Genomic DNA, 25035 nt, shown 5'->3' with positions numbered 1-25035 from the left:
ACCACCCCCCAGGACAGGGCAAGCTCATTGCTCGTGAGCCCAGGTCCGCAGTTGAGTGAGCGCCCCGCGCAGGAAACCCCCCGCTCGGCCCGCCGACCGGCGCGTTTGACCCCGAAGCGCATCGCGATGATAGGTCTGTCGGCGGTCGTGGTCTTCGGCGGCGGCGGCTTCGTCGTCTACCGCGCGATCGAGAACGCCAAGGCGCCGCACGGCACGCCTCTCACGCCGGAGGACTTCGGCAAGATCGCCAGCGGCAACCTCGATGCGCCCGACCCTGAGACCGACGCGCTCAAGGAGGCGGCGGTCCAGGCGTGGAAGGCCGAACAGCTGAAGAAGGGCCGCTCCGACGGCGGTGACGACGGCCTCGACTGGGTCCAGGCGAAGAAGAAGCCGGGCGGCAACGGCTTCCCGACGGGCAGCTTCCCGCCCGGCAGCAACCCGTCCCCCGGCAGCAACAAGGCCGTCGGCAAGCAGATGATGATGGCCGCCGGCTTCGGCGCGGACCAGTGGGGCTGCCTGGAGAAGCTCTGGACCAAGGAGAGCGGCTGGAACGAGCGGGCGATGAACCGCTACTCCGGCGCCTACGGCATCGCCCAGGCCCTGCCCGGCAGCAAGATGGCCAGCGCGGGTGGCGACTGGCAGACCAACGCGGCCACCCAGATCAAGTGGGGGCTCGGCTATATCAAGGGCCGCTACGGCACGCCATGCGGAGCCTGGGGCCACTCCCAGTCCACCGGATGGTACTAGCGGGTCATCTTTGCTTCCGTAAACGGCAAGCCACCGGGTCAGATCAGGTAGGACCGCGCACGCTGACCGCATGGGTGTGAAGGTCAGCGTGATCGTCAGTGTCCACAACCCCGGCAACGGGGCCGACGCGTGCATCCGCTCCGTCCTGGAGCAGCCGATGTCCGCGGACGACTACGAAGTGATCTTCGTCGACGACGGATCGACGGACGGCGTCGCCGAGCGGCTGGACACGATCGCCGCGCTCCGGAGCAACGTGCGGGTGCTGCACCTGCCGCACACGGGCTCGCTCATGCGCGGCCGCAACGTGGGCCTGTCCGCCGCCAAGGGCACCTACGTCTACCTGCTCGACCAGCACGACCGGCTGGCCCGCGGCGCGATCGTGCGCATGTACGACAGGGCCGTGGACACCGATGCCGACGTGCTGGTCGGCCGCCTGGTGCGCGACGACGGCCAGCCGATCGCCGCCTTCGAGTCCGGCGCGGACCGCGCCGACATCCTGCGCGACAGGCTGCTGACCCTGCTGACCCCGCACAAGCTGCTACGCAGGTCCTTCCTCGAGCAGCACAAGATCGGCTTCCCCACCCAAGGCGGCCGGGTCGCCGAGCAGTCCTTCTCGGTACGCGCCTACCTGCTGGCCAAGGTCGTGACCGTGCTGGCCGAGGAGGCCTGCTGCCACCTGGGCGAGCCCGCGGACACCGACGAGCAGGACCCCAAGCTCGCCGCCGCCGAGCTGCTCGAGCTGTTCGCCGTGATCGACGCGAACACCGAGGAGGGCCGCCAGCGCGACCGCATGTACGCCTACTGGTTCCGCACCACCGTGCTGCGCCCGTTCCTGACCCCGCGCTTCGCCGCTTCCTCCGTCGACCGGGGGCTGCACTTCACCATCGCCAGGGACCTGGTGCTCGCGCACCTGCCCGAGCGGCTCGACCGCCACCTGCCCGTGCAGCTGCGCGTGGTGGCCGGGCTGATCAGGGCGGGCCGGCTCGACCAGCTGATCACGCTGGCCAGCGCCTCACGCCGCGCCGGGCTCCGCGCGGACCTGCGCGAGGTCCACTGGGAGACGCACGTGCTCGAGCTCGGGCTGAGCGTCGAAGTGCTGGACGCCGGCGGCCGGCCCGCCAGGTTCCGCGCCGAGGGCGACCGGCTGCTGTGGTGCCCGCCTCCCGCGATCGACCTCGACCTGTTGCCGCCCGACAGCACCGACGTCACCTCGGCCGTCGAGCGGGCCCGCGTCGAGGTCTACGTCCGCCACGCCGACACCGGCGTCATCCACTTCCTGCCGGTCGACTTCCACGTGGAGCGCATCCCCGACGGCGACCAGGTCCGCCTGATCATCGCAGGCGAGGCCAGGCTCGACGTCAGCACCGCCGCGCTGGGCGAGCCGCTGGACGCCGGCCAGTGGGAGGTGCACGTGCGCATGTACGGCGGAGCCCACCAGGCCCGGACCCGTGTCAGCCGCCCAGAGGGCCCGCTGAACTGCCTGGGAGTGCTCGCCCAGCGCCCCCGGCGGCGCCTGGTCGTGCCGTGCTGGAGCGACGCGGGCGAGCTCGGCCTGGTCATCGAGCCGCGCTCGTTCTGCGAGTCGATCGCGCTGGTGTCGCCGGGCGCCGACCTCAAGCGCCAGGACGGCCACGTCTACGTCGTGCTGCCCGTCCCGTACGTGCCGCCGAGCGGAGGCCCGCCGATAGAGCTGGTGCTCCGCAACACCGAGGGCCGGCCACGCGAGCTGGTCGTGCCCGCGCTGGTCGAGCCAGGAGTACGCGGCAAGGTGGCCGGCCAGCTGGTGGCCAAGGTGCCGGTCAAGCGCCTGATGCCCGGCCGGGACGCGCTCGGGCCCGGCGCGTGGATGTCGTGGCTGCGCGCCGAGGACACCGAGACCGGGCTCAGGTTCGGGCTGGAGATGCGCCACGGCAGGGTCGCCGTCTGCCCGACGACCGAGATCGATCCCGAGCGGCAGTCGCCGTACGGCCCCGACACCGTGTTGCGGCGGCTGGCCCGCCGCGTGCCGGGCGCCATGCACCTGGTGCGGCTGGCACGCGCGGGCAGCCACCGCTACCTCAGGGACTGACCCAGGCCGCCAGCTCGTCCAGGGCGTTCCTGAACGCGGGCAGGATGGGCTTGAGCCGGTCCGGGTAGACGTCGACCAGGCTGTCGAGGTGGTTGCCGCCCTCGATCCGGTAGTAGCGGAACGGCCGGTGCGGGCCGACCATCCTGGCGTACACGTCGGAGTCGCGGCTGATCGGCAGCAGCGAGTCGAGCGTGCCGTGCAGCGTGATCAGCGGCTTGGTGATCCTGCCGGTCAGCGCGATCCGCGCCACCGCGGTGTACGGCTTGCGCGCGTCGTAGTCGTAGTCCGCCGGCTCGCCGTTGTAGGCCGGATCGAGCTCCTTCTGGTAGATCCGCTGGGTCAGCTCCCAGTAGTACTGGCGGTGGAACGGCCACAGGAACTCCGACTCCGGGGCGAAGCCCGCGGCCGCCGGGTCGCCCTTCAGCGCCGTGGGCAGGAAGTTCAGCAGGTTGTCGCCCTTGACGCGCCAGAGCGTGCCCTCCCAGTCCAGGCCGCCGTCGTAGAGCCAGCCACGGTTCTCCAGCTGCCACCTGACCAGGTAGCCGCCGTTGGAGATGCCCGCCATGAACGTGCGGGCGGGCGGCCTGCCGTACCGCTGCCTGACGACCGCCTTGGTGGCCAGGGTGAGCTGGGTGACCCGGGTGTTCCACTCGGCCATGGCGTCGCCGGGGCGCCGATCGTCGGCGTAGAAGGCCAGACCGGTGTTCCCCTTGTCGGTGGCCGCGAAGGCATTTTGTCGTGGTGCCTGCTCACGCGGGTGCTCTATTACGGCACGGCCGCCCACCGGCCGCCGCCCGCACTTCGGTTGCGGGCCCGCGATCGGCGCTTCTGGCGAGTCGATGCCACTTGCCCGCCGCCACGGCGCACGGGACCCGCCTCGGTGGTCCCCCCCAGTTGGGTCCCGTGCCGCGTAACGGCGGCCGGCCATGCATCGCCGGAGGAGCGTCTCCCTGGACAGGCGCCAGCCGGAGTACGGTGACTGGCGATAGGACGGCCGCGCCGTACAAGATCATCCAGGGCGGGTGAGCAGACTGGCCGCCAGCGACAGTGCGACGAGCATCAGGCGCTCCTCAGGTGCTCGATCAGCGCGGCGGCGAAGTCGTCCGGCCTGTCCAGGTGCGGCGTGTGCCCGCACCCGTCGAAGACGATCTCCCGGTAGTCGCCGTACCGCTCCAGTACGGCCCGCATCTGCGTGACCATGGGCTGGGCGGGAGTGCCTGGGGAGCCGGGCACGACACCGAGCGCGCCCAGATGGGCCAGGTCGAACAGGGACGTGTCGGAGACGATCACGTCGTCGGCGCCCCTGATCCACAGGATCGGCGGCTTCCGCTCGATCTCGTGCAGGTTGTCGAGCCGGAAGTAGGTGGGTGCCAGGGCGTTGAGAATGCCGGTCTTGCCGGGGGCCACACCGGGCCACTCGGCCGAGGTGACCGGGTCTCCCGGGTAGTTGGCCTCGCCCACCACGGTCGTGAGCATGGAGGCCACGTAGAAGTCCTCGTCCTCGACCGGGCGGGTGACGTAGGCGCCGCGGAAGACACTGCGCGGCGAGGTGGGGGACTCGTCGGAGGTGTCGCCCGCCTTGAGCCGCTCGACGAAGTCCGGGTTGGCGGCGCCGGCCCCCGCGCCCGTGCCGTCGGGGTGGGTGAGGCGGCCGTCGGCGCCCTCGGTGCCGCTGAAGCCGTACGGGGAGACCGGGTTGACCAGCGTGACGCTCTTGACCAGAGCGGGACGGTCGCGCAGCAGCTGCAACACGATCCCGCCGCCCATGCTCCAGCCGACCAGGTGGACCCGCTCCAGGCCGAGCGCGTCGGCCAGCTCGCCCAGATCATCGGAGAAGTCGCGCAGCCCGCGGGTGGCGTCGACGGGCGCGGGGTCGCTCTCGCCGAAGCCGCGCAGGTCGGGCGCCAGGCCGCGGAATCCCTCGGGCAGCGCGGCGATGCTGTCGCGCCAGAACGCGCCGGAGGAGACGTTACCGTGCACGAAGAGCACCGGCTCGCCGTCCTCGGTGGCCGACGTCCTGATGTGGTGGGTGAGCCTCGGGGTGGTGAGCTTCATGAGACTGTGATCCTCTCGGCCAGGTCGCGGCCCTGGGTCTCCCTGGCCCTGAACACCGCGAAGAGGGTGAGCAGTGCCGCGATCGCCAGGTAGATGGAGATGGGGACGCTGCTGCCGTAGGCCTTGAGCATGGCCACGGCGATGATCGGAGCCAGCGCGCCCGCCACGATCGCGGACAGCTGGGCGCCGATCGACACGCCCGTGTACCGCATCCTCGTCCCGAACAGCTCGGAGAAGAAGGCCGCCTGCGGGCCGTACATCATCCCGTGGAAGAGCAGCCCGACCGTGACCGCCAGCGTGATCGCCAGGAAGTTGCCGGTGTTGACCAGCGGGAAGAACGCGAAGATCCAGACGCCGATGCCGGCGGCGCCCGCCAGGTAGATCGGTCGGCGGCCGACGCGGTCCGACAGCGCGCCCCACATCGGGATCGTGACGAAGTGGATGGCCGAGGCGATGAGGATGGCGTCCAGCACGGTGGAGTTGTCCACCTTGACGGTCTTGGCGTAGGCGATCACGAAGACGGTGAGCAGGTAGAAGGAGATGTTCTCCGCCAGCCGCGCGCCGATCGCGACGACCACGTCGCGCCAGTGGTGGCGGAGCACGCCGACGATCGGCGCCCGCTCCTCCTTCGGCGCCTCGAGGAACAGCGGCGACTCGGTGATCGACAGCCGGATCCACAGCCCGATCAGCACCAGCACTCCCGACAGCAGGAACGGCACCCGCCAGCCCCAGCTCAGGAACGCCTCGTCCGACTGCGTGGCGGCCAGGATGGCCAGCACGCCGGTGGCCAGCAGGTTGCCGCCCGGCGCGCCCGCCTGCGGCCACGAGGCCCAGAAGCCGCGCCGCTCGGCCTCGCCGTGCTCGGACACGATCAGCACCGCGCCGCCCCACTCGCCGCCCAGCGCGAAGCCCTGCACGAGCCGGAGCGCGGTCAGCAGCAGCGGCGCCGCGGCGCCCACGGAGGCGTGCGTGGGCAGGCAGCCGATCAGGAACGTGGCCGTGCCCATCATCAGCAGGCTGACCACCAGCAGCGTCTTGCGCCCGACGCGGTCGCCGAAGTGGCCGAAGACCAGGCCGCCGAGCGGGCGGGCGATGAAGCCGACGGCGTAGGTCAGGAACGCCAGCAGCGTCCCGGTGAGCGCGTCGGCCTCGGGGAAGAACAGCTTGTTGAACACCAGCGCGGCGGCGGAGCCGTACAGGAAGAAGTCGTACCACTCGATGGTGGTGCCGATCAGGCTCGCGGCGACGATCTTCTTGATAGAAGTGGCCATGCCGGTCACGGTAGGGAGTGACCGGCATCACTCATATGGGTGGAAACCCCATACTCTTCGTGCCCGATATGGTGTTCAGCCGCAGGGCGAGCTGGATCTCCAGCGCCCGCTCCGGCTCCAGCCACCCCTCGCCGAGCAGCTTGCCGACGCGCTCCAGGCGCTGGGTGACGGTGTTGACGTGGATGTGCATCGTCTCGGCGGTCCGCGACGGTGAGGCGCCCGAGGCGAAGTAGGCGGCCAGCGTGTCGACCAGCGCGGTGCCCCGGCGCGCGTCGTAGTCCACCACCGCCCCGAGCACCGACCCCACGAACCCGGGCACGTCCCTGCCCTCGCCCAGCAGCAGCCCGACGAAGCCCAGCTCGGCCGCGCTCGCCCCGTCACCCGCGCGCCCGAGCGCGATCAGCGCCTCCGCGCAGCGGCGTGCTTCCTGGTAGGCGTGCGCCACGTCGCGTGAGCGGGCCGCGCCCGCGGTCGCCCGCGAGCCCAGCTCGGCCGCGATCTTCCTGGCCATCGCGCCCGGATCGTCGCCGGGCACCAGCAGCACGACCTCCTCGCCCCTGGCGGCGGCCAGCCCGTGGTGCAGCGTCGCGTGCGAGGACGCCCAGAACGCCGCCCGCTCGCGCTGCCCGTCGTGCCTGACCACCACGACCACGTGCGGCGCGGTCAGGTCGACGCCCAGTCTGCGGGCACGGTCGGCCAGCCCGGGGGACTCGGGGCGGGATATCAGGTCGTCGAGCAGCTCGCCGCGCACCCGGCCCTCGGCCTCGGCCACGCTCCTCCTGAACAGCAGCAGCAGCGCGCACACCAGCGCCGCGCGTTCCAGGATCCGCTCGTCGGCGTCGTCGCTGCGCAGGATCAGCGTGCACAGCGGCTCGCCGCCGACGTCGACCGACGCGATGAGCAGGTCGCCTCTCCTGACGGTACGGCCCAGCGCCCGCGAGGCCTGGGCCGCCTCGAACACCCCGGCGTCCAGCGTGCCCACGTCGCCGGTGATCGGCCTGCCCAGGTCGTCGAGCACCGCCAGCGAGCCGCCCAGCACCTCGGTCACCACGGCCGCCACGTCCTCGATGCCGCCGCCGCGCAGCACCAGCGAGGTCATCCGGTCGTGGGCCAGCGCGGCCCGCTCGACCACCTCGCCGTGCTCCCTGGCGCTGCGATGCGCCCGCGACAGCTCCTCCAGCGCGTTCCTGGTCTCCTGCAGCAGCCGGGCGTTGTCGATCGCGACGGCCGCGTGCGCCGCCAGGCTCGCCAGCAGCGCCACCTCCTCCTGCAGGAACGGCCTGACGCCCCGGTTGGCCGCGAACAGCACCCCGATCACGCGCTGCCCCAGCCGCAGTGGCACGCCGAGGATCGCGATCAGGCCCTCCTCGTCGACCGCGGTGTCGATGTTGCGGGTGTGGCGGAAGCGCTGGTCGGCCGGATAGTTCGCGGTCCAGTACGGCATGGCGTTCTGCGCCACGAGCCCGCCCAGGCCCGCGCCCATCTCCAGGCGCAGCAACTGGAACGCAGCCGACGTCGAGCCGGACGTCACCCGCATGTAGGTGTCGCCCCTGTCCGGGTCGTGCAGCGTCAGGTAGGCGGTGTCGGTGCCGAGCAGCTGCCTGGCCCGGTGCACGATCGCCTCGAGCACGGCGTCCAGGTCGCGCAGCGCCGCCAGGTCGCCCGCGGTGTCGTAGAGCGCGCTCAGCTCCGCCTCGCGCCTGGCCCTGCGCCGCAGCAGCTCGCGCACCTTCAGCGCCTCGACCTTGGCGCGCTCCAGCTCCTCCAGGGTCGCCGCGTCCGCGCCGGACGCCCTGGCCTCGAGCACCGGGCCCTCGAACTCGACCGCCGAGGCCTCCCTGGCGAGCAGTTCGAGAAAGCGTCTCGCCACTACCTGGCCGTCCAGCCGCCGTCCATGGGCAGCGAGACGCCGGTGATGAACGAGCCCGCCGGCCCGCACAGGTAGGACACCAGCTCCGCCACCTCCTCCGGCTCGATCAGGCGCTTGATGGCGGCGGGCTTGAGCATGACGTCCTCGACGACCTGGCTCTCCTCGATGCCGTGGGTCCTGGCCTGGTCGGCGATCTGGTCCTCGACCAGCCGGGTCCGCACGTAGGCAGGGCACACGCAGGTCGACGTCACGCCGTGCTCGGCGCCCTCCAGCGCGATCACCTTCGACAGGCCCTCCAGCGCGTGCTTGGCCGTCGTGTAGGCGGACTTGTACGGCGAGGCCCGCAACCCGTGCACCGAGGAGATGTTCACGATCCGCCCCCACCCGTTGGCGTACATCCCCGGCAGCACGTGGCGCGCGATCAGGAACGGCGCCTCCACCATGACCTTGAGCATCGTGGCGAACACCTCGGGCGGGAACTCCTCGATGGGAGCCACGTGCTGGAAGCCCGCGTTGTTGACCACGATGTCGACGCGCTCGTCGGGGAACGCCGAGACGAACCCCGGATCCGACAGGTCGGCGGCCACCGGCCCGCCCCCGATCTCGGCCGCCACCTCCTCCGCGGCTTCCTTGTTCCTGTCGACGACCAGCACCCGGGCGCCGTCGGCCGCCAGCCGCCGCGCACACGCCGCCCCGATCCCGGCCCCGGCCCCCGTCACCAAGGCGGTTCGCCCGGTCAGCTCCTTCGCCATACCTTCGACGATAGTTCCTCCGCCCATCCCCCCGCATGGGTCCCACACACACATATCCACCCGCCCCTATAGCCCTCAGCCACGGCCCACCTCTCCCCACCGAGCCAAGACCACCTCACCGCGCCGGGGTCGGTGAGGCGTGGTACGGCGGGTCAGGGGGACCGTGGTGCCCCGATCACGACACGCCGTGACGGCGGGCAAGCGTCCTCGACTCGCCGGAAGCGCCGGGCACAGGCCCTGAGCCGGAGTACCGCGGGCGGCCGGTGGCGGCGGCCCGCCGTACGGCCGAGGCGAGATCGTACGGATCCATGGTGGCGGCGGCTCGCCGTACGACTGAGGCGAGATCGTGCGGATCCACGGTGGCGGCGCCGTACATCCGAGGCCAGATCGTGCGGATCTACGGTGGCGGCTCGCCGTACAACTGAGGCGAGATCGTACTGATCCATGGTGCCTGCTAACGTTGGGTTCATGAACGCGTTCTTGTACTCGTGGTGGCCCGCCAGGTAGGCGGACCCACGACGCAGAAGCGCACCCAGGCCGCCTCGACGAGGCGGCCTCTCGCGTTCCGGGCGCCCTGTCGAGCAAGAACAGAAAGGCGTCCCGTGACCAGCACCTGGCCGGCCCTGCTCGGCACCCTGCTCGACGGCCGATCCCTGTCCAGCCGCGAGGCGGCGTGGGCGATGGACCAGATCATGTCCGGCACCGCGACCGACGCCCAGATCGCCGGGTTCGCCATCGCGCTGCGCGCCAAGGGCGAGACCGTGGCTGAGGTGTCCGGCCTGGCCGACGGTATGCTCGCGCGCTCGTCGGCGATCCGCATCCCCGGCGACACGGTCGACCTGGTCGGCACCGGCGGCGACCTGTCCGGCACCGTGAACATCTCCACCATGGCCGCCGTCGTGACCGCCGCGGCCGGGGTGAAGGTGGTCAAGCACGGCGGCAGGGCGTCCTCCTCGGCGGTGGGCGCGGCCGACGTGCTGGAGGAGCTGGGCGTCGTCATCGACCTGCCGCCGGCGGCCGTGGCCGAGGTGGTGGAGGAGGTGGGGATCACGTTCTGCTTCGCGCCGACTTTCCATCCGTCCTTCCGCCGTACGTCCGGGGCGCGCAGGGAGCTCGGGGTGCCCACGGTCTTCAACTTCCTCGGGCCGCTCACCAACCCCGCCCTGCCCGCCGCCCAGGCGGTCGGCGTCTTCCACCCGGGCATGGCCGGGATCATCGCCGGGGTGCTTGCGGAGCGGGGCGGCTCGTCGCTGGTCTTCCGCGGGGACGACGGCCTGGACGAGCTGACCACCTCGGGTCCCTCGACGATCTGGGTGGTACGCCGGGGGAGCGCCACAGAAACCCGCTTCGACCCCGCCGACCTCGGCATCCCCCGCTCCACCGTGGCCGACCTGCGCGGCGGCGACGTGGCGCACAACGCGGCAGTCGCCCGCGCCACCCTCTCCGGCGAGCCGGGCCCGGTCCGCGACATCGTCCTCCTCAACGCCGCCGCCGCCATCGTCGCCGCTGACGGCACCCCCATCCCGCAGGACCTGACCCCCACCCTCGCAGAGGCCTACAAACGCGCCACAGAAGCCATCGACTCCGGCGCCGCCGCCACCCTCCTAACCCACTGGACCACCACCACCCAACGCCTCCGCTAACCACCTGGCGAGAAGGCCCCCGACGACCAGAAGCCCCTCGCCCCCGGGCGGGTTTCCCGCGCCGGGGTCGGCGAGAAGGTGTGTGGCGGTTGTCCGGCGCAATGTGCGGCGGGCCAGGGGGACCGTGGTGCCCCGTCAACGAAGCGCCGTGACGGCGGGCAACCGTCACCGACTCGCCGGAAGCGCCGGGCACGGGCCCTCAGCCGGAGTACGGCGGGCGGCCGGTGGCGGTGGCCCGCCGTACAAGATCCCGTAACAGGGAGTACGTCGGGCGGCCGGTGGCGGCCTGCCGTACAGCAGCGATCAAGGGTGCTGTACGGCGGGCGGCCGGATGCGGTGGCCCGCCGTCAGCAGTGATCAAGGATGCGTCATGGACAGCACGTCGAGGGCGGCGTCGAGCTGGGCTTCGGTGAGTTTGCCTGACGACACGTGGCCGCGCTCGATGACCACCTCGCGGATGGTCTTGCGCTCGGCCAGGGCCTGCTTGGCGACCTTGGCCGCCTCCTCGTAGCCGATGTACCTGTTGAGCGGCGTGACGATCGACGGCGACGACTCGGCGTACTCCCGCAGGCGCTCCACGTTGGCCGTGATCCCCGCCACGCAGCGGTCCGCGAGCAGGCGCGAGACGTTGGCCAGCAGGCGGATCGACTCCAGGATGTTGCGGGCGATGACCGGCAGCTGCACGTTGAGCTCGAACGTGCCCGACGCGCCGGCGAAGGTGATGGCGGCGTCGTTGCCGATGACCTGGGCGGCGACCATCGCGGTGGCCTCGGGGATGACCGGGTTGACCTTGCCAGGCATGATCGACGAGCCGGGCTGCAGGTCGGGGAGGTTGATCTCGCCGAGGCCTGCGCGCGGTCCCGAGCCCATCCAGCGAAGGTCGTTGGCGATCTTGTTGAGGGAGACGGCCACGACCTTGAGCTGGCCGGAGAGCTCCACGATGGAGTCCTGGGCGCTCTGCGCCTCGAAGTGGTCGGGCGCCTCGACGAAGGGGATCCCGGTGGCGTCGCGCAGCTTCTCGATGGCGCGCTCGGCGAAGCCGGGCGGCGTGTTGATGCCGGTGCCGACCGCCGTGCCGCCCAGCGGCAGCTCGAGCACGCGCTCCAGGGCCGACCTGACACGGGCGAGTCCATGCTCGATCTGGGAGGCGTACCCGCCGAACTCCTGGCCGAGCGTGACCGGGGTGGCGTCCATCAGGTGGGTCCTGCCGGACTTGACCACGTCGGAGAACTCGGCCGCCTTACCCCGCAGCACGGTGGCCAGGTGGTCGAGCGAGGGCAGCAGGTGGAAGGTCACCTCGGTGGCCGCCGCCACGTGGATCGAGGTGGGGAACACGTCGTTGGACGACTGGGAGGCGTTCACATGGTCGTTGGGGTGCACGGGCCGGCCGAGCCGCTCCTCGGCCAGGCTGGCGATCACCTCGTTGGCGTTCATGTTGGACGAGGTGCCCGAACCGGTCTGGAAGACGTCGAGCGGGAAGTGCGAGTCGTGCTCGTTCTCCGACACGTCGGCGGCGGCCTGCGCGATCGCCTCGGCCAGGTCCTTGTCGATCACGCCGAGCTCGCCGTTGACCTCGGCGGCCACCGCCTTGACCAGGCCGAGCGCGGCGATGTGCGACGGCTCGAGCGGCCGTCCCGACACGGGGAAGTTCTCCACCGCCCGCTGGGTCTGCGCGCGCCACTTCGCCCCCACGGGAACGCGGACTTCCCCCATCGAGTCATGCTCTATCCGGAACTCGCTCATACCCCTAGTCTGGCGCACCCGTTCCGGCCTTCCTTGGAGAGGGCTTTCGGCTCAGCCCATGGGTGCTGAGCCTGTGAAGCGGCGAACTCTGGTGCTCAACCTGGAGGGCGGCTCAGCCTGAGAGGGCGCCTCAGCCCGAGAGAGCGACTCAGGCTGAGAGGGCGCCTCAGCTCGAGAGGGCGGCGACGATCAGGATGGCGATTACGACCGCGGCGAAGGCCGCGACGGCCATCAGGATCAGCATCCCCGTGCGGTTGCCCGCCGGGCGCTGCTCGGGGCCGTTCGCGATGGCGAACAAGTCGGTGCCCAGCCCCTTCTGCTCACGCACCTCCTGCGGTGGCTGCGGCATCGGCATGGGCGGCTGCTGCATCGGTGGCGGTGGCGGCGGGGTCTGCCCGGCCGGGATCGGGTACACCTGCTGCCCGGGCGGCCCGCTCTGCGGCATCCGGCTCTCGCGTCCCTGGGGGAGCGGCTTCTTCGGCCGTGCCACGCTGATCGTCCGCTCGGGGTCATACGCCTGCGGGCTCGCGGCGGGTACGGCGGGGCCGGGCGACCCTGGCACCGCGTTCGCACCGGGCGCGGGGGTACCCGGGCGAGCGGGAGGCCCTTGCGCGAAGCCCTGAGGCGCTGCCCGCTCGGCATCCGGACCAGGGCCGAAGTGAGCGCCGGGACCGTTCGGCGCGGCACTGGGCGGGACCGGAGGCGCACCCTGCGCGTTCGCGCGTGGTGCGAAGACGTCCGGCCGGGCGGGGGAGCCCTGCGACAGGCCTGCGGCTTGCGACCCGGGCGCCGGGGCGGGCCCACCTGTGCGTGCCTGCTGGGGACCCGAGCCCTGCTGGGGGCGCGGTGCCTGCGCGGGCTTGGGGGCCGGTACGGCGGGCGGCTCGTCGCCGGTGATGGCGGGCATGTCGTTGGTGGGCGTGTCAGCGATCATCCGCAGCATCGTCTCCGCTTTGGCCGCACTCAGCCGCTTCCTGTAGTCCTTGTTGAGCAGCCCGGTCAGCACCGGCCGCAACTGCCCGGCCTGCGTGGGCGGGTCGGCGTTCTCGCTGAGCAGCGCCGCCAGCGTCTCGGAGATCGTGGCCCGCTCGTAGGCGGGCCGCCCCTCGACCGCGAAGTAGAGCGTCGCCCCGAGCGACCAGACGTCGGACTCGGGACCCGTGTACTCGCCCCTGGCGCGTTCGGGAGCCGTGTAACCGGGCGACCCGATCACCATCCCGGTCTTGGTGAGCCGGGAGTCGCCCTCCGCCTTGGCGATGCCGAAGTCGGTCAGCACCACCCGGCCGGTCTCGGTGATGAGCACGTTGCCTGGCTTGACGTCGCGGTGCGTGATGCCCTGGGTGTGCGCGGCGCGCAGCGCGCCGAGCAGGTCCACGCCGATCTCGGCCACCAGCCGGGGCGGCAGCGGGCCCTCCTCGTCGATCACCTGCTCGAGCGAGCGGGCCTCGACCAGCTCCATGATGATCCACGGGCTGTCCTTGTAGACGAGCACGTCGTGGATGGAGGCCACCGACGGGTGGTTGATGCGGGCGGCGATACGGCCCTCGCGCACCATGCGTTCGCGGAGCTCGCCCCGTTGCTCCTCGGTGAGGCCGGGATCCTGTCGGATCTCCTTGACCGCCACCTCGCGTCCGAGGGCGCGATCCCTGGCGCGCCACACGGTGCCCATGGTCCCCCGACCCAGGGGCGCTATCAACTCGTAGCGCTCCGCGAGCAGGCGTGTCTGCTGTTCCGGCATGAGAAGAAGATATCTATTTCGCTTAGGAAGTGCTTTACCCTCGCTTGCGAAGTTCTCTTGGCCAGAACCGCCGAGGAAGACACAACTTTATCACCGTCGCCTTGAAGCGGGCATAAGCGGACGGAGCAGGTCGGGGCTCGACGCGCTTCCTGTGCGAGCCCTGCCTCGGCTCGGGTACGGCGAGCGCCGCCGCGGTGGCCTCGGCCCGGTGCAGCCCGCGATGCGCGGGCCTACGTGCGAAAGCCGGCGCGGTGATCACTGAGACGGGACGGCCGCTCTTGCGCGGGGCCAGCGGCTCCTCGGCCGAGCCGCCGGCGGCCACGCGGGTGAGCATGAGCGAGGCGCGCACCGAGTCGAGCCTGGTCGCCGGGTCGATGCGGAGCAGGGCGTCCAGGATCGGGGCGAGCGGGCCCGCCTTCGTCATCGGGATCGGCTCGCCGCTGGTCAGGGCCGCCAGCGCGGCGGCAGCCGTACGCCTGCCGCTCAGGCCCCTGCCCTCCACGGCGGTGTAGAGGGTCGCGCCGAGCGACCACAGGTCGCCGGCCGGGCTGGCCTTGGAGCCGAGCACCCGCTCGGGGGCGATGTAGCCGGCCGAGCCCAGCACGATGCCGGCCTGGGTGATCGAGACGTCGCCCTCCAATGCGGCCAGGCCGAAATCGGTGAGCACCGCGCGGTCCTCGGTGACGAGCACGTTGCTGGGCTTCACGTCGCGGTGCAGGATGCCCTTGGCGTGCACGGCGCGCAAGGCGCCCAGGATCTGCCGCCCGATCTCCGCGGCCCTGCGCGGGGGGAGCGGTCCGTGCTCCTGGATGAGCTGCTCCAGCGACTTGGCCTGGAGCAGTTCCATCACGATCCAGGGCCGGTCGTCCTCGGTGACGACGTCGAAGACGGTGATGACCGAGGGGTGCGCGACCATGGCGGTCGCCCGGCCCTCGCGCTCGGTGCGGGCGCACAGTTCGGCCCGGAGCTCCTCGTCCAGAACGGTCGGAAGCCGGACCTCCTTGACCGCTACGTCACGGTTGAGTAGCTCATCGTGTGCCCGCCAAACGGTGCCCATTCCGCCGCGGCCAACCGGCTCCAACAGCCGGTAGCGCGCGGCTAGCAGGTAACCGGAGGGCGCACGCATGCCTGGCAGCTTACCTATTTGGGTAAACCGACCTGTAGAGGCCGGGCCGATAAAATGTTGCGAACTTAAGTCAACCAGTCTGACTCGTCACGTCAGCGGACCTGCGTGCCACATCTGCCCAGTTGACCAGGCTCCACAGCCTGTCCACATAGTCGGGGCGGACGTTGCGATATTGCAAGTAGTAGGCGTGCTCCCAGGCGTCGAAGACGAGCAGCGGCGTGGTGTTCATGCCCACGTTGCCGTGGTGGTCGTAGATCTGCTCGACGACGAGCCTGCGGCCGAGCGGCTCCCAGGCCAGCACGCCCCAGCCGGAGCCCTGCACTCCGGTCGTGGCGGTGGTCAGCTGTTTCTGGAATGCCTCGAACGTGCCGAAGTTCTTGAGGATGGCGTCCCGCAGCGCCCCGTCGGGGCGGTCGCCGCCGTCGGGGGAGAGGTTCTCCCAGAAGATCGAGTGCAGCACGTGGCCGGAGAGGTTGAACGCGAAGGTCTTCTCCAGACCCGCGAGGTTGCCGAACTCGCCCTTGTCGCGGGCCTCGGCCAGGCGTTCCACTCCAGGGACCCGACACTATTGCAAGTAATACGCAACTGCATCAGACTTGCGGCCTAGGTCCAATCCTTGGAGCTGGGTCCAGCGCGGGCGGGCTTCAGCACCACCTCTGGTTTGCTTCCGGTGTACGGCAGGCTGCGGGAGCCGTGGGTGGTCTCCCTGCTGAAAACGGGCGGGCCTTTCGGTAGATCGCATGCGTGCTCGCCTTCTTACGCCGAACCCTGCGGCCACGTTCACGTTTTGTCGTGGCGGCGAGTTACCACTCCGCCCTGGCGTGTCGACTTGACCGGGACATGAGCCGGTGTCGGCGGGTGGCGGGTGGGGCGGCTTGCCGTACCAGAGCGAGGAAATCGCAGGTCAGCGGCCGTGCAGGGTGGGCATCACGCCCAAGCCGGAGTGCCGTGACTGGGCGTCACGTCACGGGTGGCGAGTCGGCGGCAAGAGACCCTTAACGGAATTGCAAGTGGTGGCGCGCATGCTTCTCATTGAGCCGCAGAACTGTCGGTGCACGTTGTCAGTATGAAGACATGCGCCAATGAAGCTGCTAAGGACGTGATGAGAATGCGCAAGATCCGGGTTCGTCGCCGGCAGAGTAAGCCGACCAGAGCTTCGCTGGACCTTCGCACGCCATCGGGGCGAGTTCTGCCCTTTTGACCAGGAATCAGGAGCGCCATCTGAGAGGTGCATGATGTGCAGTCACAACCCACCTTGCCCCAGTGCCGACTCACCCGACCGTGAGGCGTCGCACGTGATCTCGGCCCATCCCGACCAGGGGTGGAGCCTGTTGTGCAACGGCATCGTGATTTTCGAGGACACGGGCTTGCTGCTCCCCGACGGCACCATCGTGGCCCCCCACCGATCCCCCGTCGCAGCCTGACCCCCCGCCCCCACCCGGGCGACCCGCGGCCTCGCTGGACATCCCGGCGACGTCTGAGGCAGAGCTCGCCGTCTTCGCGCCCGCCGCGGTTGGGTCCGGGCCTGGCTGGTCGCGCCGCGCGTAGAGACTGAACGCGCTGCCTCCCTCCGGCGAAATGGCGGCCCAAAGGCCGAGCAGGCGCGTCACGCGGGTGATGCGCCGCGTCTGCCATGACTCTTGAGAGCCGCCAAGGCCGACAATCCCGCCCTCACCGCGTGCCCGTCGCGGCCTCGCTCTACCGCGACCAGGCTCGACCCTCGGCCGCCCGTCCGAGCGACCTCTGCCACGCCGGACAGCCCTGCTGGGTGCGCGCTGCCACCGTGACTCCCAAGGCATGCGCCGCGGTCGACGCGCTCGCCTCTCCTGGCGACCGCGCCGCCTCCTCGGCCGCTGCTCTGGAAGGGCCGGCGGCCCCTGAGGGCCAGGTGCGCGCTCCCCGAGGGGGATCTGCGCGTCGCACCCTGGCCCTCGCGACCACGGGCGATCCTCTGCGGTCTCCGGGAGACCTGTGCCATGCCGGACATCCCCGCGAGGCTCGCCGCCTTCACGTCTGCTGCGGAAGGCCCAGCCCCATTGGGGCCAGGTGCGTGCCAAGTGGGTCGCGCGGCCGGTCGTAACGCCCTTGCCAGTGCCTGTGGCGGGTTAGAGGCGGCGGCCGATTGTCAGGGCGGGGCCCGTCTTGTCCTGGAAGAAGTCGTCGCCCTTGTCGTCGACCACGATAAAGGCCGGGAAGTCCTCGACCTCGATCTTCCAGACGGCCTCCATGCCGAGCTCCGGATACTCCAGGACCTCCACATGCTTGATGCAGTCCTGCGCGAGCCGGGCCGCGGGCCCACCGATGGACCCCAGGTAGAAGCCGCCGAACTGCTGGCACGCCTCGGTGACCTGCTTGGACCGGTTCCCCTTGGCCAGCATGATCATCGAGCCGCCCGCCTCCTGGAAGCGGGCCACGTAGGAGTCCATGCGGCCGGCCGTGGTGGGTCCGAATGAGCCGGAGGCGTAGCCCTCGGGGGTCTTGGCGGGCCCGGCGTAGTAGACGGCGTGGTCCTTGAGGTACTGCGGCATCTCGCCGCCGCTGTCGAGCAGGTCGGAGATCTTGGCGTGGGCGATGTCGCGGGCCACGACCAGCGGCCCGGAGAGGGAAAGTCGCGTCTTGACCGGATACTTCGTCAACTCTGCCAAGATTTCCGGCATTGGGCGGTTGAGGTTGATTTTCACGACATCGTCGGAGAGGTGCTCGTCCGTGGTCTCCGGCAGGAACCGGGCCGGGTCCGTCTCCAGCTTCTCCAGGAACACACCCTCCGGCGTGATCTTGGCAAGCGCCTGCCTGTCGGCCGAGCAGGAGACCGCGATCGCCACCGGGCAGGACGCGCCGTGGCGCGGCAGCCGGATCACGCGCACGTCGTGGCAGAAGTACTTGCCGCCGAACTGCGCCCCGATCCCCAGCTTCTGCGTCAGCTCGAAGACCTTGGCCTCCATCTCCAGGTCACGGAAGCCGTGCGCCGAAGCGGAGCCCTCAGTCGGCAGCGAGTCCAGATAGCGGGCACTGGCGTACTTGGCCGTCTTGAGCGCGTACTCCGCCGACGTCCCACCCACAACCACGGCCAGGTGGTACGGCGGGCAGGCCGCGGTGCCCAGCGAGCGGATCTTCTCCTCGAGGAAGGCGAGCATCCGCTTTTCGTTCAGCACCGCCTTCGTCTCCTGGTAGAGGAAGGACTTGTTCGCCGACCCACCGCCCTTGGCCATGAACAGGAGCTTGTAGGCGTCGTCCCCCTCGGCGTACAGCTCGATCTGCGCGGGCAGGTTGCTGCCGGTGTTCTTCTCTTCCCACATGGTCAGCGGCGCCATCTGGGAGTAGCGCAGGTTCAGCTTGGTGTAGGCGTCGTAGACGCCGCGCGAGATGTGCTCGGCGTCGCGGCCGTCGGTCAGCACGTGCCGGCCGCGCTTGCCCATGACGATCGCCGTGCCCGTGTCCTGGCACATCGGCAGCACGCCGCCGGCCGAGATCGAGGCGTTCTTGAGCAGGTCGAGCGCGACGAACCGGTCGTTGCCGCTGGACTCGGGGTCGTCGACGATCTTCCGCAGCTGCGCCAGGTGCGACGAGCGCAGGAAGTGCGAGATGTCGTGGATCGCCGTCTCGGTCAGCAGCCGCAACACCTCCGGCTCGACTTCCAGGAACGTGCGCCCCGCAGCCTCGACCGTCCGCACCCCCTCCGTCGTGATCAGCCGATACTCGGTCTCATCGGCGCCCAGCGGCAGAAGGTCGGTGTAGTCGAACTCGGGCATGCTCGTCCTTTCAGTCCCCTAGAGATTAGCCCTCCTTTCCGTACGGCAAGCCCACCTCCCACGTCCCCACCGGACCCGAACACCCGCCTCCCACCGCCCGGGATCCCCCCACCCGAATCCCGAGTTCCGCCGGCATGAGCAGGTTCGGTGGCGTTACCGCATTCCCGTCGTCACACTCCCGAGTCCGTGCACCCCGCGACTCCCTGCACCCCCCGAGTCGCTGCACCCTCGAATCCCTCACCTCCGAGTCCCTGCAGCTGGCTGCGGGTTGCTGGGTTCGGGTGGGCGTGCCGTACGCGCATCCTGGGGGTTCAGGTGGCCTGGCGTGCTGCTAGGCCTTCGAGGAGAAGGTTGAGGTAGCGGTCTGGGGGCTGGGCGGCTTGCTTGGCGGCCCAGGCCATGGCGTTGACGGCGACGAGGAGTTCCCCGGGCGTCAAGTCCGCGCGGATCTCGCCCGCCTGCTGGGCGGCGGACAGGAGGTCGGCGGCCGCGCTCCCGAGGCGCTTGCACGAGGCGTGCAGGTCAGAAGCGGGATCGTGGAGGGCGGCGAGCACGGAGGCGGGTAGCCCTTCGTACCGCGACGAACCCACGGCCAGCTCGCGCACCCACGTGACCAGCGCGCCCCCGGGCTCCCGGGTGCGCGCCAACTCGCCGGCCTGAGCGTGCAGCGTGTCGAACGCGTCCGCGAGCAGTGCCTCCAGCAGCGCCTCCCTGGTGGGGAAGTGCCGGTACAACGTGCCGATCCCGACCCCGGCCCGCCGCGCCACCTCCCGCAGTGAAGCCTCGGTGCCCTGCTCGCCGAAGGTAGCCCGGGCAGCGGCCAGCACCTGATCGCGGTTACGCCGCGCATCGGTCCGCCTGGATCCCGCCGATTCCGCAGGTCTATCAGTGGAGCTTCCGGAGCTCACGGTGTTCTCCAAGTCCCTGGATCTCTCGGGGCTCGCGGTGCTCTCAGAGTCTCTGGATCTCTCGGGGCTTGTGGTGCTCTCGGAGCCCCTAGCGCGCTCGGTGCCCGCGGCGCTTTCGAAACGCGCAGGCGCGGACCCTTCATACCCCTCGTGCTGGGCGCCTGTGAGCCTGAGCCCCTCGTGGTCCGCAGGTGTGGATACCCGCGATTCCGTGGGCGTAGAACCCTCGGATCCCTTGGCCATGGGGCTCCCGGACATGGGACTCCGGGACCCCGTGGGCGTGGGGCTCTCGGGGTCCGTGGGTTCCTGGGATTTCGGGGGTGGGGGGCTTTCGTGGTTCATGGGCTTCGTCCCTCCTGGGGCGTGCGGTGGGAGTCCTCGTCGAGGATGCCAGAGCCCCGTCCCTTGCCAACCGGAGCACCGCTCCGTATTATCGGAGCACTGCTCCGGTTAACGATACGCGAGGAGACCCCCATGCCCAAGGAACTGGACGGCTGGCACGCCCGCATGGGCGGCTACGTCAAGCGCCCCGACTTCTCCGAGTACTCGGAGAAGTACGCCGACTACTTCGTCATGCAACGCCGCGACGGCATCATCGAGCTCCGCATGCACACCGACGGTGGCCCCGCCATGTTCGACTTCGCCGTGCACAACGCGTGGGGCCAGGCCTGGCAGGAGATCGGCAACGACCCCGACAACGAGGTCATGATCCTCACCGGCACCGGCGAGGAATGGCTGGGCGTGCAGGACGCCTCACCCGAGGCGACCCACCGTTTCATGGCCGAGCCGCGCCCCAAGGACTTCGCCTACGAGCACACCTACTACGACGCGGTCAAACTCCTGGAGAACTTCGTCTTCGCCATCGACATCCCCACGATCGCCGCGATCAACGGCCCCAGCGTGGCGCACACGGAGTTCGCCCTGCTGTGCGACATCACGCTCGCCTCGGAGACGGCGACCATCATCGACCCACACGTGATCACCGGCGTGGCTCCCGGCGACGGCCAGCAGCTCACGCTCCAGGAACTTCTCGGCGCCAAGCGCGCCGCCTACCACCTCTACACCGGCCAGCCCATCGGCGCCCACCAGGCCCTCGAACTCGGCCTGGTCAACGAGGTCCTCCCCACCGACCGCCTCGTCCCCCGAGCCTGGGAACTCGCCGAGCACATCATGCGCGCTCCCCGCGCCGCCCGCCGCCTCAGCCACGCCATCATCCAGCGCCCCTGGAAGCGCCGCCTCGTCCAGGACCTCGGCTTCGGCGTCGCCCACGAAATGTTCGCCATCGCCGCCGACGGCCTCACTCCCTAGCACGCTGTGCGGTGGGCAGGGGGCCGTGGTGCCTGGGTGACGAAGTGCCGTTGCGGCGGGCAACTGTCAGCGACTCGCCGGGAGCGCCGGGCGCGGGTCCTCGGCCGAAGTGCGGAAGGCGGCCGGTGGCGGCGGCTTGCCGTACAGGAGCTAGCCGTACAGGAGCTTGGTGTACAGGAACGTGAAGTAGAGGAGACCCGGAACACAAAGCTCCCTCTATGTCACGCCTTTGTGGGGAGGCCGCCGCGCGGGGAGGGGCTACGGGCGGGGGCGGGAAGGGGAGGAGGCTTGGGCCTACCGAGTGCTCGGTAGGCAAGTTATGGTTCGGGCATGACTGAGGTCGCGGCCCCGGTGCGGTTGGGGCGGTTGTTGCCGGTTCTCGGGGTTGCGAATGCCGTCATGTTCGCCCTCTACGCAGGCGTGGGCGTGCTGCTCGGCCTGAACGTCGAGCAGTTGGACCCGGCGGGCAAGGTGTCCAGCCTGGGTCTGATCTCGGGGATCGGCGCGGTGTTCGCCACCGTGTTCAACCCCGTGGGCGGCGCGTTGTCCGACAGGACGCGGTCGCGGTTCGGGCGGCGGGTGCCGTGGATGATCGGCGGGTCGGTGGCGGCGCTGGGCGCGATGGCGCTGATGGCCGGCGCGCGGTCGCTGTTCGCGCTGGCCGTGGGGTGGTGCCTGGCGCAGGCCATGATGAACCTGTTCCAGTCCGCGCTGACCGCGATCGTCCCCGACCGCGTGCCGGAGGACAACCGGGGGACCGCCTCGGCGGTGCTGGGGATCATGCTGTCCCTGGGCGGCGTGATCGGGACCCTGATCGCCGCCCGGTTCGCGGCGAACATCCCGCTCGGCTACCTGCTGTTCGGCGCGCTGGTGGTGGGTGCGGCGGTGCTGGTGTCGGTGTTCGCCAGGGATTCGCGCCCGGTCGAGTACACGGTCGCCCAGCGCCCGAGGTTCCTGTCGGCCATGCGGCACAGGGACTTCATGTGGGTGTTCATCGGCCGGACGCTCATGGTGCTCGGCTACTTCATGGTGCTGAGCTTCCTGCTGTACATCCTCAAGGACTACGTCGGCCTCCCGCCGGGCATGAAGCCGGCGGACGCGGTGGCCAGGATCACGCTGATCTCGACGGCGTGCTCGATCGTCGCCACGCTGGTCGGCGGCCCGTTATCGGACAAGCTGAACCGCCGCAAGGCGTTCGTCACCGTGGCCGGCGTGGTGGCCTCGCTCGCGCTGCTGATCCCGCTGCTGGCCCCCGGCTGGGGCCTGATGATGGTGTTCGCGATGATCCACGGCTCGGCGTTCGGGCTGTACTTCGCGGTCGACATCGCGCTGGCCACGCTGGTGCTGCCGAACCCGGAGGACGCCGCGCGGGACCTCGGCGTGCTCAACGTCGCCGCCGCCGGGCCGCAGATCGCGGCGCCGTTCGTGGCCTCCGCGGTGATCCAGATCGGCGGCGGCTACGCGCCGCTGTTCGGGGTGGCGCTGGTGCTCTGCCTGGCGGGCGCGCTCGCCGTACTGCCCATCAGGTCGGTTCGTTAAAGGTACGGCGCGCATCACGCAATGTCTCGATAAATCTGGGAATGTCGGGAGACCGGGAGGGGCGTCGGCAACGTTTCCCAAGTATGAGTATCGGACAGATCATGGCCATGATCATCGGATTCCTCGTGGTCGCCGGCATCGGGATCACCACGGTGGCCATCGTCCTGTACGGGATCAAGAACGGCCAGTGGCCGACGAAGTGACGACGGCCGGAACAGCCTCGGGGGCTCGCTTCGCGGTGAGCCCCACGAGGATGCCCGCGATCACCACGCCCGCGCCCAGCAGGTCGTAGGCCGACGGCGTCGCGATCCCCAGCACCAGCCCGGTGACGATCGCACCCACGGGGATGAGCCCGGCGAACAGCCCGGCGCGCCCGGGGCCCAGCTTGGGCAGCGAGGAGTACCACAGGAAGAACGCGACGACGGTCACCACCAGCGCCAGGTACCCGAACCCGAACACCTCCGGTCCTGTCGGCGCCCTGAACATCCCACGCCCCTCCTTGACCACCCCGATCACGGCCAGCAGCGGTACCGCCAGCGCCGTCGAATAGGCGGAAACCCGGATCGCCCCGAGCTTGGGCAGCAGCGGAATGGCCAGGATCGAGAAGCTCACCTCGCCCACCAGCGCGCCCAGCGCCCACAGCAGTCCCGTCGGGCTGCCCGAACCCAGCCCGGTGGCCAGCGTCGCCCCTGCGACCACGATCACGGCACCCACCAGCAGGCGCGGCGCCGGCCGCCCGCCGGCCAGCGCGAGCCACAGCGGGACGGTCCCGAGCACGGTCCCGACCAGCGCGGGACCCGAGGCGCGGGTCGACTCCACGATGCAGACGTTGAAGATGACCAGCCCGAGCAGCGTGAGCCCGGCCAGGCAGAGCACCTCCCTGACCGTGAGCCGGACGAAGCGGAGCCCGAGCACCCGCGTGACGACCAGCAGGATGACGGCCGCGACCAGGTAGCGCACCGCCTGCCCGCCGTACACCGGATAGTCCTTGACCAGCCCCGAGACCCCGGCGAGCGTCCCGACGGCGAACATGGCGCACGCCGCGCCGATGGCTCCGTTTCTCACCTTCCGGATGGTATTGAGAGAATGGTTCTCCTGATCAGGCCAATGAACGCAGGAAAGGGAGGTCCAATGTGGCCGACCTCCACGTCACCATAGATCGCGCCAAGGGCGCCATAGCCGGGCAGATCGCCTGCGAGCTGCGGGAGTCCATCCGGCTCGGGCGGCTCGAGCCGGGCACGCGCCTGCCCGCCTCCCGCGACCTCGCCGCCGACCTCCAGGTCTCACGCGGCGTCGTGGTCGAGGCCTACGAGCAGCTCGTCGCCGAGGGATTCCTGGTCTCCAGGGTCGGTGCGGGCACCCACGTGGCGCGCGCGCTCGAACCCGCCCCGCCGCGGCCCGTCGTCGAGCCCGGGGCCGATACGGAATGCCCGTACTACGGGCACCGCCCCACCAGCCCCGACCTCAGCGGCTTCCCCCGGCAGCGCTGGCTGGCCTCGGTGCGGCACGTGCTGACCACGCTGCCGTCCGACGCGTTCGACTACGCCGACCCCGCCGGGGTCGTCGAGCTGCGCGAGGAGCTGGCCGGGTACCTGCGCAGGGTCAGGGCCGCCGACGTGCGCCCGGACAACCTGGTGATCGTCGGCGGCGTGGCCCAGGCCCTGAGCCTCGTGCTCGCCGTCCTCGGCGCCGGGCTGAAGCTGGCCATCGAGGACCCCACCAGCGTCCGCCAGGTCCCGCTGCTGCGCAGGTCGGGCGCCGAGCTCGTGCCCGTGCCCGTGGACGGCGAGGGCCTGCGGGTCGACCGGCTCCCCGCGGCCGGCGCGGCGCTGGTCACCCCGGCGCACCAGTACCCGACCGGTGTGGTGCTGTCGCCGCGACGCCGTACCGCGCTGGTGGAGTGGGCGCACGCGCACGACGCGTTCGTGCTGGAGGACGACTACGACGCCGAGTTCAGGTTCGACCGCGACCCGGTCGGCTGCCTGCAGGGGCTGGCCCCCGACCGGGTCATCCTGGCGGGCAGCACGAGCAAGTCGCTGGCGCCCGGGCTCAGGCTCGGCTGGGTGGTGGCCCCGCCCGATCTCGCCGCGCAGTTGCAGCGGGCCAGGGCCGAGTTCGACCTCGGCTCTCCCGTCATCGACCAGTACGCGCTCGCGCACTTCATGCACACCGGCGGCTACGACAGGCACCTGCGCAGGATGCGCCGCGAGTACCGGACGCGCAGGGACGTGCTGGTCAGGGCGCTGGCCGAGCACCTGCCCGAGGTCCGGGTCCGTGGCATCCAGGCGGGCCTGCACGCCTACCTCGAACTGCCCGCCACCTGGGACGAGAACGCGCTGGTCGCCGCCGCGCGCGGGCTGGGGCTGCCCGCCGAGGCCGTCGGCCCGCTGCGGTCCACGCCGGGCCCGCCCGCGATCGTGGTCGGCTTCGCGCGCTTCCCGGCCCACCGGACGGCGGCCGCCGTACAAGGACTAAAAGTCAGAATGTCAGGACAAACTATTGACTGAGGTGGAAGGTC

At 70.7% G+C, this 25035-nt stretch carries 21 protein-coding genes; 7 read left to right on the top strand and 14 right to left on the bottom strand.

Features of this window, described 5'->3' with window-relative positions:
• Positions 1-126 precede the first annotated feature (126 nt).
• Positions 127-747, top strand: a complete 621-nt coding sequence (locus ACIBHX_RS22010) for a lytic transglycosylase domain-containing protein (RefSeq protein WP_397069023.1) — start codon at positions 127-129, stop codon at positions 745-747.
• A 70-nt stretch (positions 748-817) separates the two neighbouring features.
• Positions 818-2815 carry a glycosyltransferase family 2 protein gene (locus ACIBHX_RS22005; RefSeq protein WP_397069022.1) on the top strand — a complete coding sequence of 666 codons (1998 nt, stop codon included), beginning with the start codon at positions 818-820 and terminating at the stop codon, positions 2813-2815.
• Here ACIBHX_RS22005 and ACIBHX_RS22000 read toward each other — a convergent pair.
• The 6 genes from ACIBHX_RS22000 to ACIBHX_RS21975 form a co-directional block, all read right to left on the bottom strand.
• A complete protein-coding gene (locus ACIBHX_RS22000; RefSeq protein WP_397069021.1) occupies positions 2805-3599 on the bottom strand; it encodes a hypothetical protein in 795 nt (264 codons plus the stop codon). The two genes, ACIBHX_RS22005 and ACIBHX_RS22000, sit on opposite strands and share 11 nt — an antisense overlap.
• Positions 3600-3874: 275 nt before the next feature.
• Positions 3875-4870 carry an alpha/beta fold hydrolase gene (locus tag ACIBHX_RS21995; RefSeq protein ID WP_397069020.1) on the bottom strand — a complete coding sequence of 332 codons (996 nt, stop codon included), beginning with the start codon at positions 4868-4870 and terminating at the stop codon, positions 3875-3877.
• On the bottom strand, positions 4867-6141 hold the full coding sequence (locus ACIBHX_RS21990; RefSeq protein ID WP_397069019.1) for an MFS transporter: 1275 nt from the start codon (positions 6139-6141) through the stop codon (positions 4867-4869). The genes ACIBHX_RS21995 and ACIBHX_RS21990 overlap by 4 nt, the downstream gene beginning before the upstream one ends.
• A gap of 31 nt (positions 6142-6172) precedes the next feature.
• Positions 6173-8011 (bottom strand): helix-turn-helix domain-containing protein, encoded by a 1839-nt coding sequence (locus ACIBHX_RS21985; RefSeq protein WP_397069018.1) that lies wholly within the window; start codon positions 8009-8011, stop codon positions 6173-6175.
• A complete protein-coding gene (locus tag ACIBHX_RS21980) occupies positions 8011-8763 on the bottom strand; it encodes a 3-hydroxybutyrate dehydrogenase (protein ID WP_397069016.1) in 753 nt (250 codons plus the stop codon). Before ACIBHX_RS21980 ends, ACIBHX_RS21985 begins: the two co-directional genes overlap by 1 nt.
• Before the next feature lie 175 nt (positions 8764-8938).
• The gene (locus ACIBHX_RS21975) at positions 8939-9139 is read right to left on the bottom strand and encodes a hypothetical protein (RefSeq protein WP_397069015.1); all 201 of its coding nucleotides are present in this window, start codon (positions 9137-9139) and stop codon (positions 8939-8941) included.
• 226 nt (positions 9140-9365) lie between these two features.
• Here ACIBHX_RS21975 and trpD point away from each other — a divergent pair, with 226 nt between their 5' ends.
• Positions 9366-10406, top strand: coding sequence for an anthranilate phosphoribosyltransferase (trpD, locus tag ACIBHX_RS21970; RefSeq protein ID WP_397069014.1), 1041 nt, complete (start codon positions 9366-9368; stop codon positions 10404-10406).
• Between the two features lie 199 nt (positions 10407-10605).
• On the opposite strand, the gene ACIBHX_RS21965 is transcribed toward trpD, so the two are convergent.
• The 5 genes from ACIBHX_RS21965 to ACIBHX_RS21945 all read right to left on the bottom strand — a co-directional run bounded on the left by ACIBHX_RS21965 (position 10606) and on the right by ACIBHX_RS21945 (position 15563).
• Positions 10606-10767, bottom strand: coding sequence for a hypothetical protein (locus ACIBHX_RS21965; protein WP_397069013.1), 162 nt, complete (start codon positions 10765-10767; stop codon positions 10606-10608).
• On the bottom strand, positions 10764-12149 hold the full coding sequence (locus ACIBHX_RS21960) for a class II fumarate hydratase (RefSeq protein WP_397069012.1): 1386 nt from the start codon (positions 12147-12149) through the stop codon (positions 10764-10766). The genes ACIBHX_RS21965 and ACIBHX_RS21960 overlap by 4 nt, the downstream gene beginning before the upstream one ends.
• A gap of 166 nt (positions 12150-12315) precedes the next feature.
• The gene (locus tag ACIBHX_RS21955; protein WP_397069011.1) at positions 12316-13887 is read right to left on the bottom strand and encodes a protein kinase; all 1572 of its coding nucleotides are present in this window, start codon (positions 13885-13887) and stop codon (positions 12316-12318) included.
• A 34-nt stretch (positions 13888-13921) separates the two neighbouring features.
• Entirely contained in the window at positions 13922-15013 is a 1092-nt protein-coding gene (locus tag ACIBHX_RS21950) for a serine/threonine-protein kinase (protein WP_397069010.1), read from the bottom strand.
• Positions 15014-15083: 70 nt separating this feature from the next.
• Positions 15084-15563: a superoxide dismutase gene (locus tag ACIBHX_RS21945; RefSeq protein ID WP_397069009.1), complete on the bottom strand. Its 480-nt coding sequence runs from the start codon at positions 15561-15563 to the stop codon at positions 15084-15086.
• 685 nt (positions 15564-16248) lie between these two features.
• Between ACIBHX_RS21945 and ACIBHX_RS21940 the strand changes: the two genes are divergently transcribed.
• Positions 16249-16437, top strand: coding sequence for a DUF5999 family protein (locus ACIBHX_RS21940; RefSeq protein ID WP_397069242.1), 189 nt, complete (start codon positions 16249-16251; stop codon positions 16435-16437).
• A 681-nt stretch (positions 16438-17118) separates the two neighbouring features.
• Here ACIBHX_RS21940 and ACIBHX_RS21935 read toward each other — a convergent pair.
• Both ACIBHX_RS21935 and ACIBHX_RS21930 read right to left on the bottom strand, forming a co-directional pair.
• Positions 17119-18762, bottom strand: a complete 1644-nt coding sequence (locus ACIBHX_RS21935) for a fumarate hydratase (RefSeq protein ID WP_397069008.1) — start codon at positions 18760-18762, stop codon at positions 17119-17121.
• Between the two features lie 311 nt (positions 18763-19073).
• Positions 19074-19589: a TetR/AcrR family transcriptional regulator gene (locus ACIBHX_RS21930; RefSeq protein ID WP_397069007.1), complete on the bottom strand. Its 516-nt coding sequence runs from the start codon at positions 19587-19589 to the stop codon at positions 19074-19076.
• Between the two features lie 555 nt (positions 19590-20144).
• On the opposite strand from ACIBHX_RS21930, the gene ACIBHX_RS21925 reads away from it, so the two are divergent.
• Both ACIBHX_RS21925 and ACIBHX_RS21920 read left to right on the top strand, forming a co-directional pair.
• Positions 20145-20978: an enoyl-CoA hydratase/isomerase family protein gene (locus tag ACIBHX_RS21925; protein ID WP_397069006.1), complete on the top strand. Its 834-nt coding sequence runs from the start codon at positions 20145-20147 to the stop codon at positions 20976-20978.
• Between the two features lie 330 nt (positions 20979-21308).
• Complete coding sequence (locus ACIBHX_RS21920; protein ID WP_397069005.1) at positions 21309-22517, top strand: MFS transporter; 1209 nt, start codon at positions 21309-21311, stop codon at positions 22515-22517.
• Positions 22518-22691: 174 nt separating this feature from the next.
• Here ACIBHX_RS21920 and ACIBHX_RS21915 read toward each other — a convergent pair whose 3' ends face one another.
• Positions 22692-23582 carry a DMT family transporter gene (locus ACIBHX_RS21915; protein ID WP_397069004.1) on the bottom strand — a complete coding sequence of 297 codons (891 nt, stop codon included), beginning with the start codon at positions 23580-23582 and terminating at the stop codon, positions 22692-22694.
• A 68-nt stretch (positions 23583-23650) separates the two neighbouring features.
• Between ACIBHX_RS21915 and ACIBHX_RS21910 the strand changes: the two genes are divergently transcribed.
• Positions 23651-25024 carry a PLP-dependent aminotransferase family protein gene (locus ACIBHX_RS21910; protein ID WP_397069003.1) on the top strand — a complete coding sequence of 458 codons (1374 nt, stop codon included), beginning with the start codon at positions 23651-23653 and terminating at the stop codon, positions 25022-25024.
• Positions 25025-25035 lie beyond the last annotated feature (11 nt).

The sequence above is a fragment of the Nonomuraea sp. NPDC050536 genome, from assembly GCF_044457685.1.
Taxonomy (GTDB): Bacteria; Actinomycetota; Actinomycetes; order Streptosporangiales; family Streptosporangiaceae; genus Nonomuraea.
The sequence above is the reverse complement of the archived record's forward strand: the minus strand, read 5'-3'. Positions and strand labels throughout refer to the sequence as shown.

Bases quoted from the DNA above. Each gene is read 5' to 3' on its own strand.
- ACIBHX_RS22010 (WP_397069023.1), top strand. From the start codon at position 127: ATGATAGGTCTGTCGGCGGTCGTGGTCTTCGGCGGCGGCGGCTTCGTC.
- ACIBHX_RS22005 (WP_397069022.1), top strand. From the start codon at position 818: ATGGGTGTGAAGGTCAGCGTGATCGTCAGTGTCCACAACCCCGGCAAC.
- ACIBHX_RS21995 (WP_397069020.1), bottom strand. From the start codon at position 4,870: ATGAAGCTCACCACCCCGAGGCTCACCCACCACATCAGGACGTCGGCC.
- ACIBHX_RS21990 (WP_397069019.1), bottom strand. From the start codon at position 6,141: ATGGCCACTTCTATCAAGAAGATCGTCGCCGCGAGCCTGATCGGCACC.
- ACIBHX_RS21980 (WP_397069016.1), bottom strand. From the start codon at position 8,763: ATGGCGAAGGAGCTGACCGGGCGAACCGCCTTGGTGACGGGGGCCGGG.
- ACIBHX_RS21975 (WP_397069015.1), bottom strand. From the start codon at position 9,139: ATGTACGGCGCCGCCACCGTGGATCCGCACGATCTCGCCTCAGTCGTA.
- ACIBHX_RS21960 (WP_397069012.1), bottom strand. From the start codon at position 12,149: ATGAGCGAGTTCCGGATAGAGCATGACTCGATGGGGGAAGTCCGCGTT.
- ACIBHX_RS21955 (WP_397069011.1), bottom strand. From the start codon at position 13,887: ATGCCGGAACAGCAGACACGCCTGCTCGCGGAGCGCTACGAGTTGATA.
- ACIBHX_RS21950 (WP_397069010.1), bottom strand. From the start codon at position 15,013: ATGCGTGCGCCCTCCGGTTACCTGCTAGCCGCGCGCTACCGGCTGTTG.
- ACIBHX_RS21940 (WP_397069242.1), top strand. From the start codon at position 16,249: ATGTGCAGTCACAACCCACCTTGCCCCAGTGCCGACTCACCCGACCGT.
- ACIBHX_RS21935 (WP_397069008.1), bottom strand. From the start codon at position 18,762: ATGCCCGAGTTCGACTACACCGACCTTCTGCCGCTGGGCGCCGATGAG.
- ACIBHX_RS21925 (WP_397069006.1), top strand. From the start codon at position 20,145: ATGCCCAAGGAACTGGACGGCTGGCACGCCCGCATGGGCGGCTACGTC.
- ACIBHX_RS21920 (WP_397069005.1), top strand. From the start codon at position 21,309: ATGACTGAGGTCGCGGCCCCGGTGCGGTTGGGGCGGTTGTTGCCGGTT.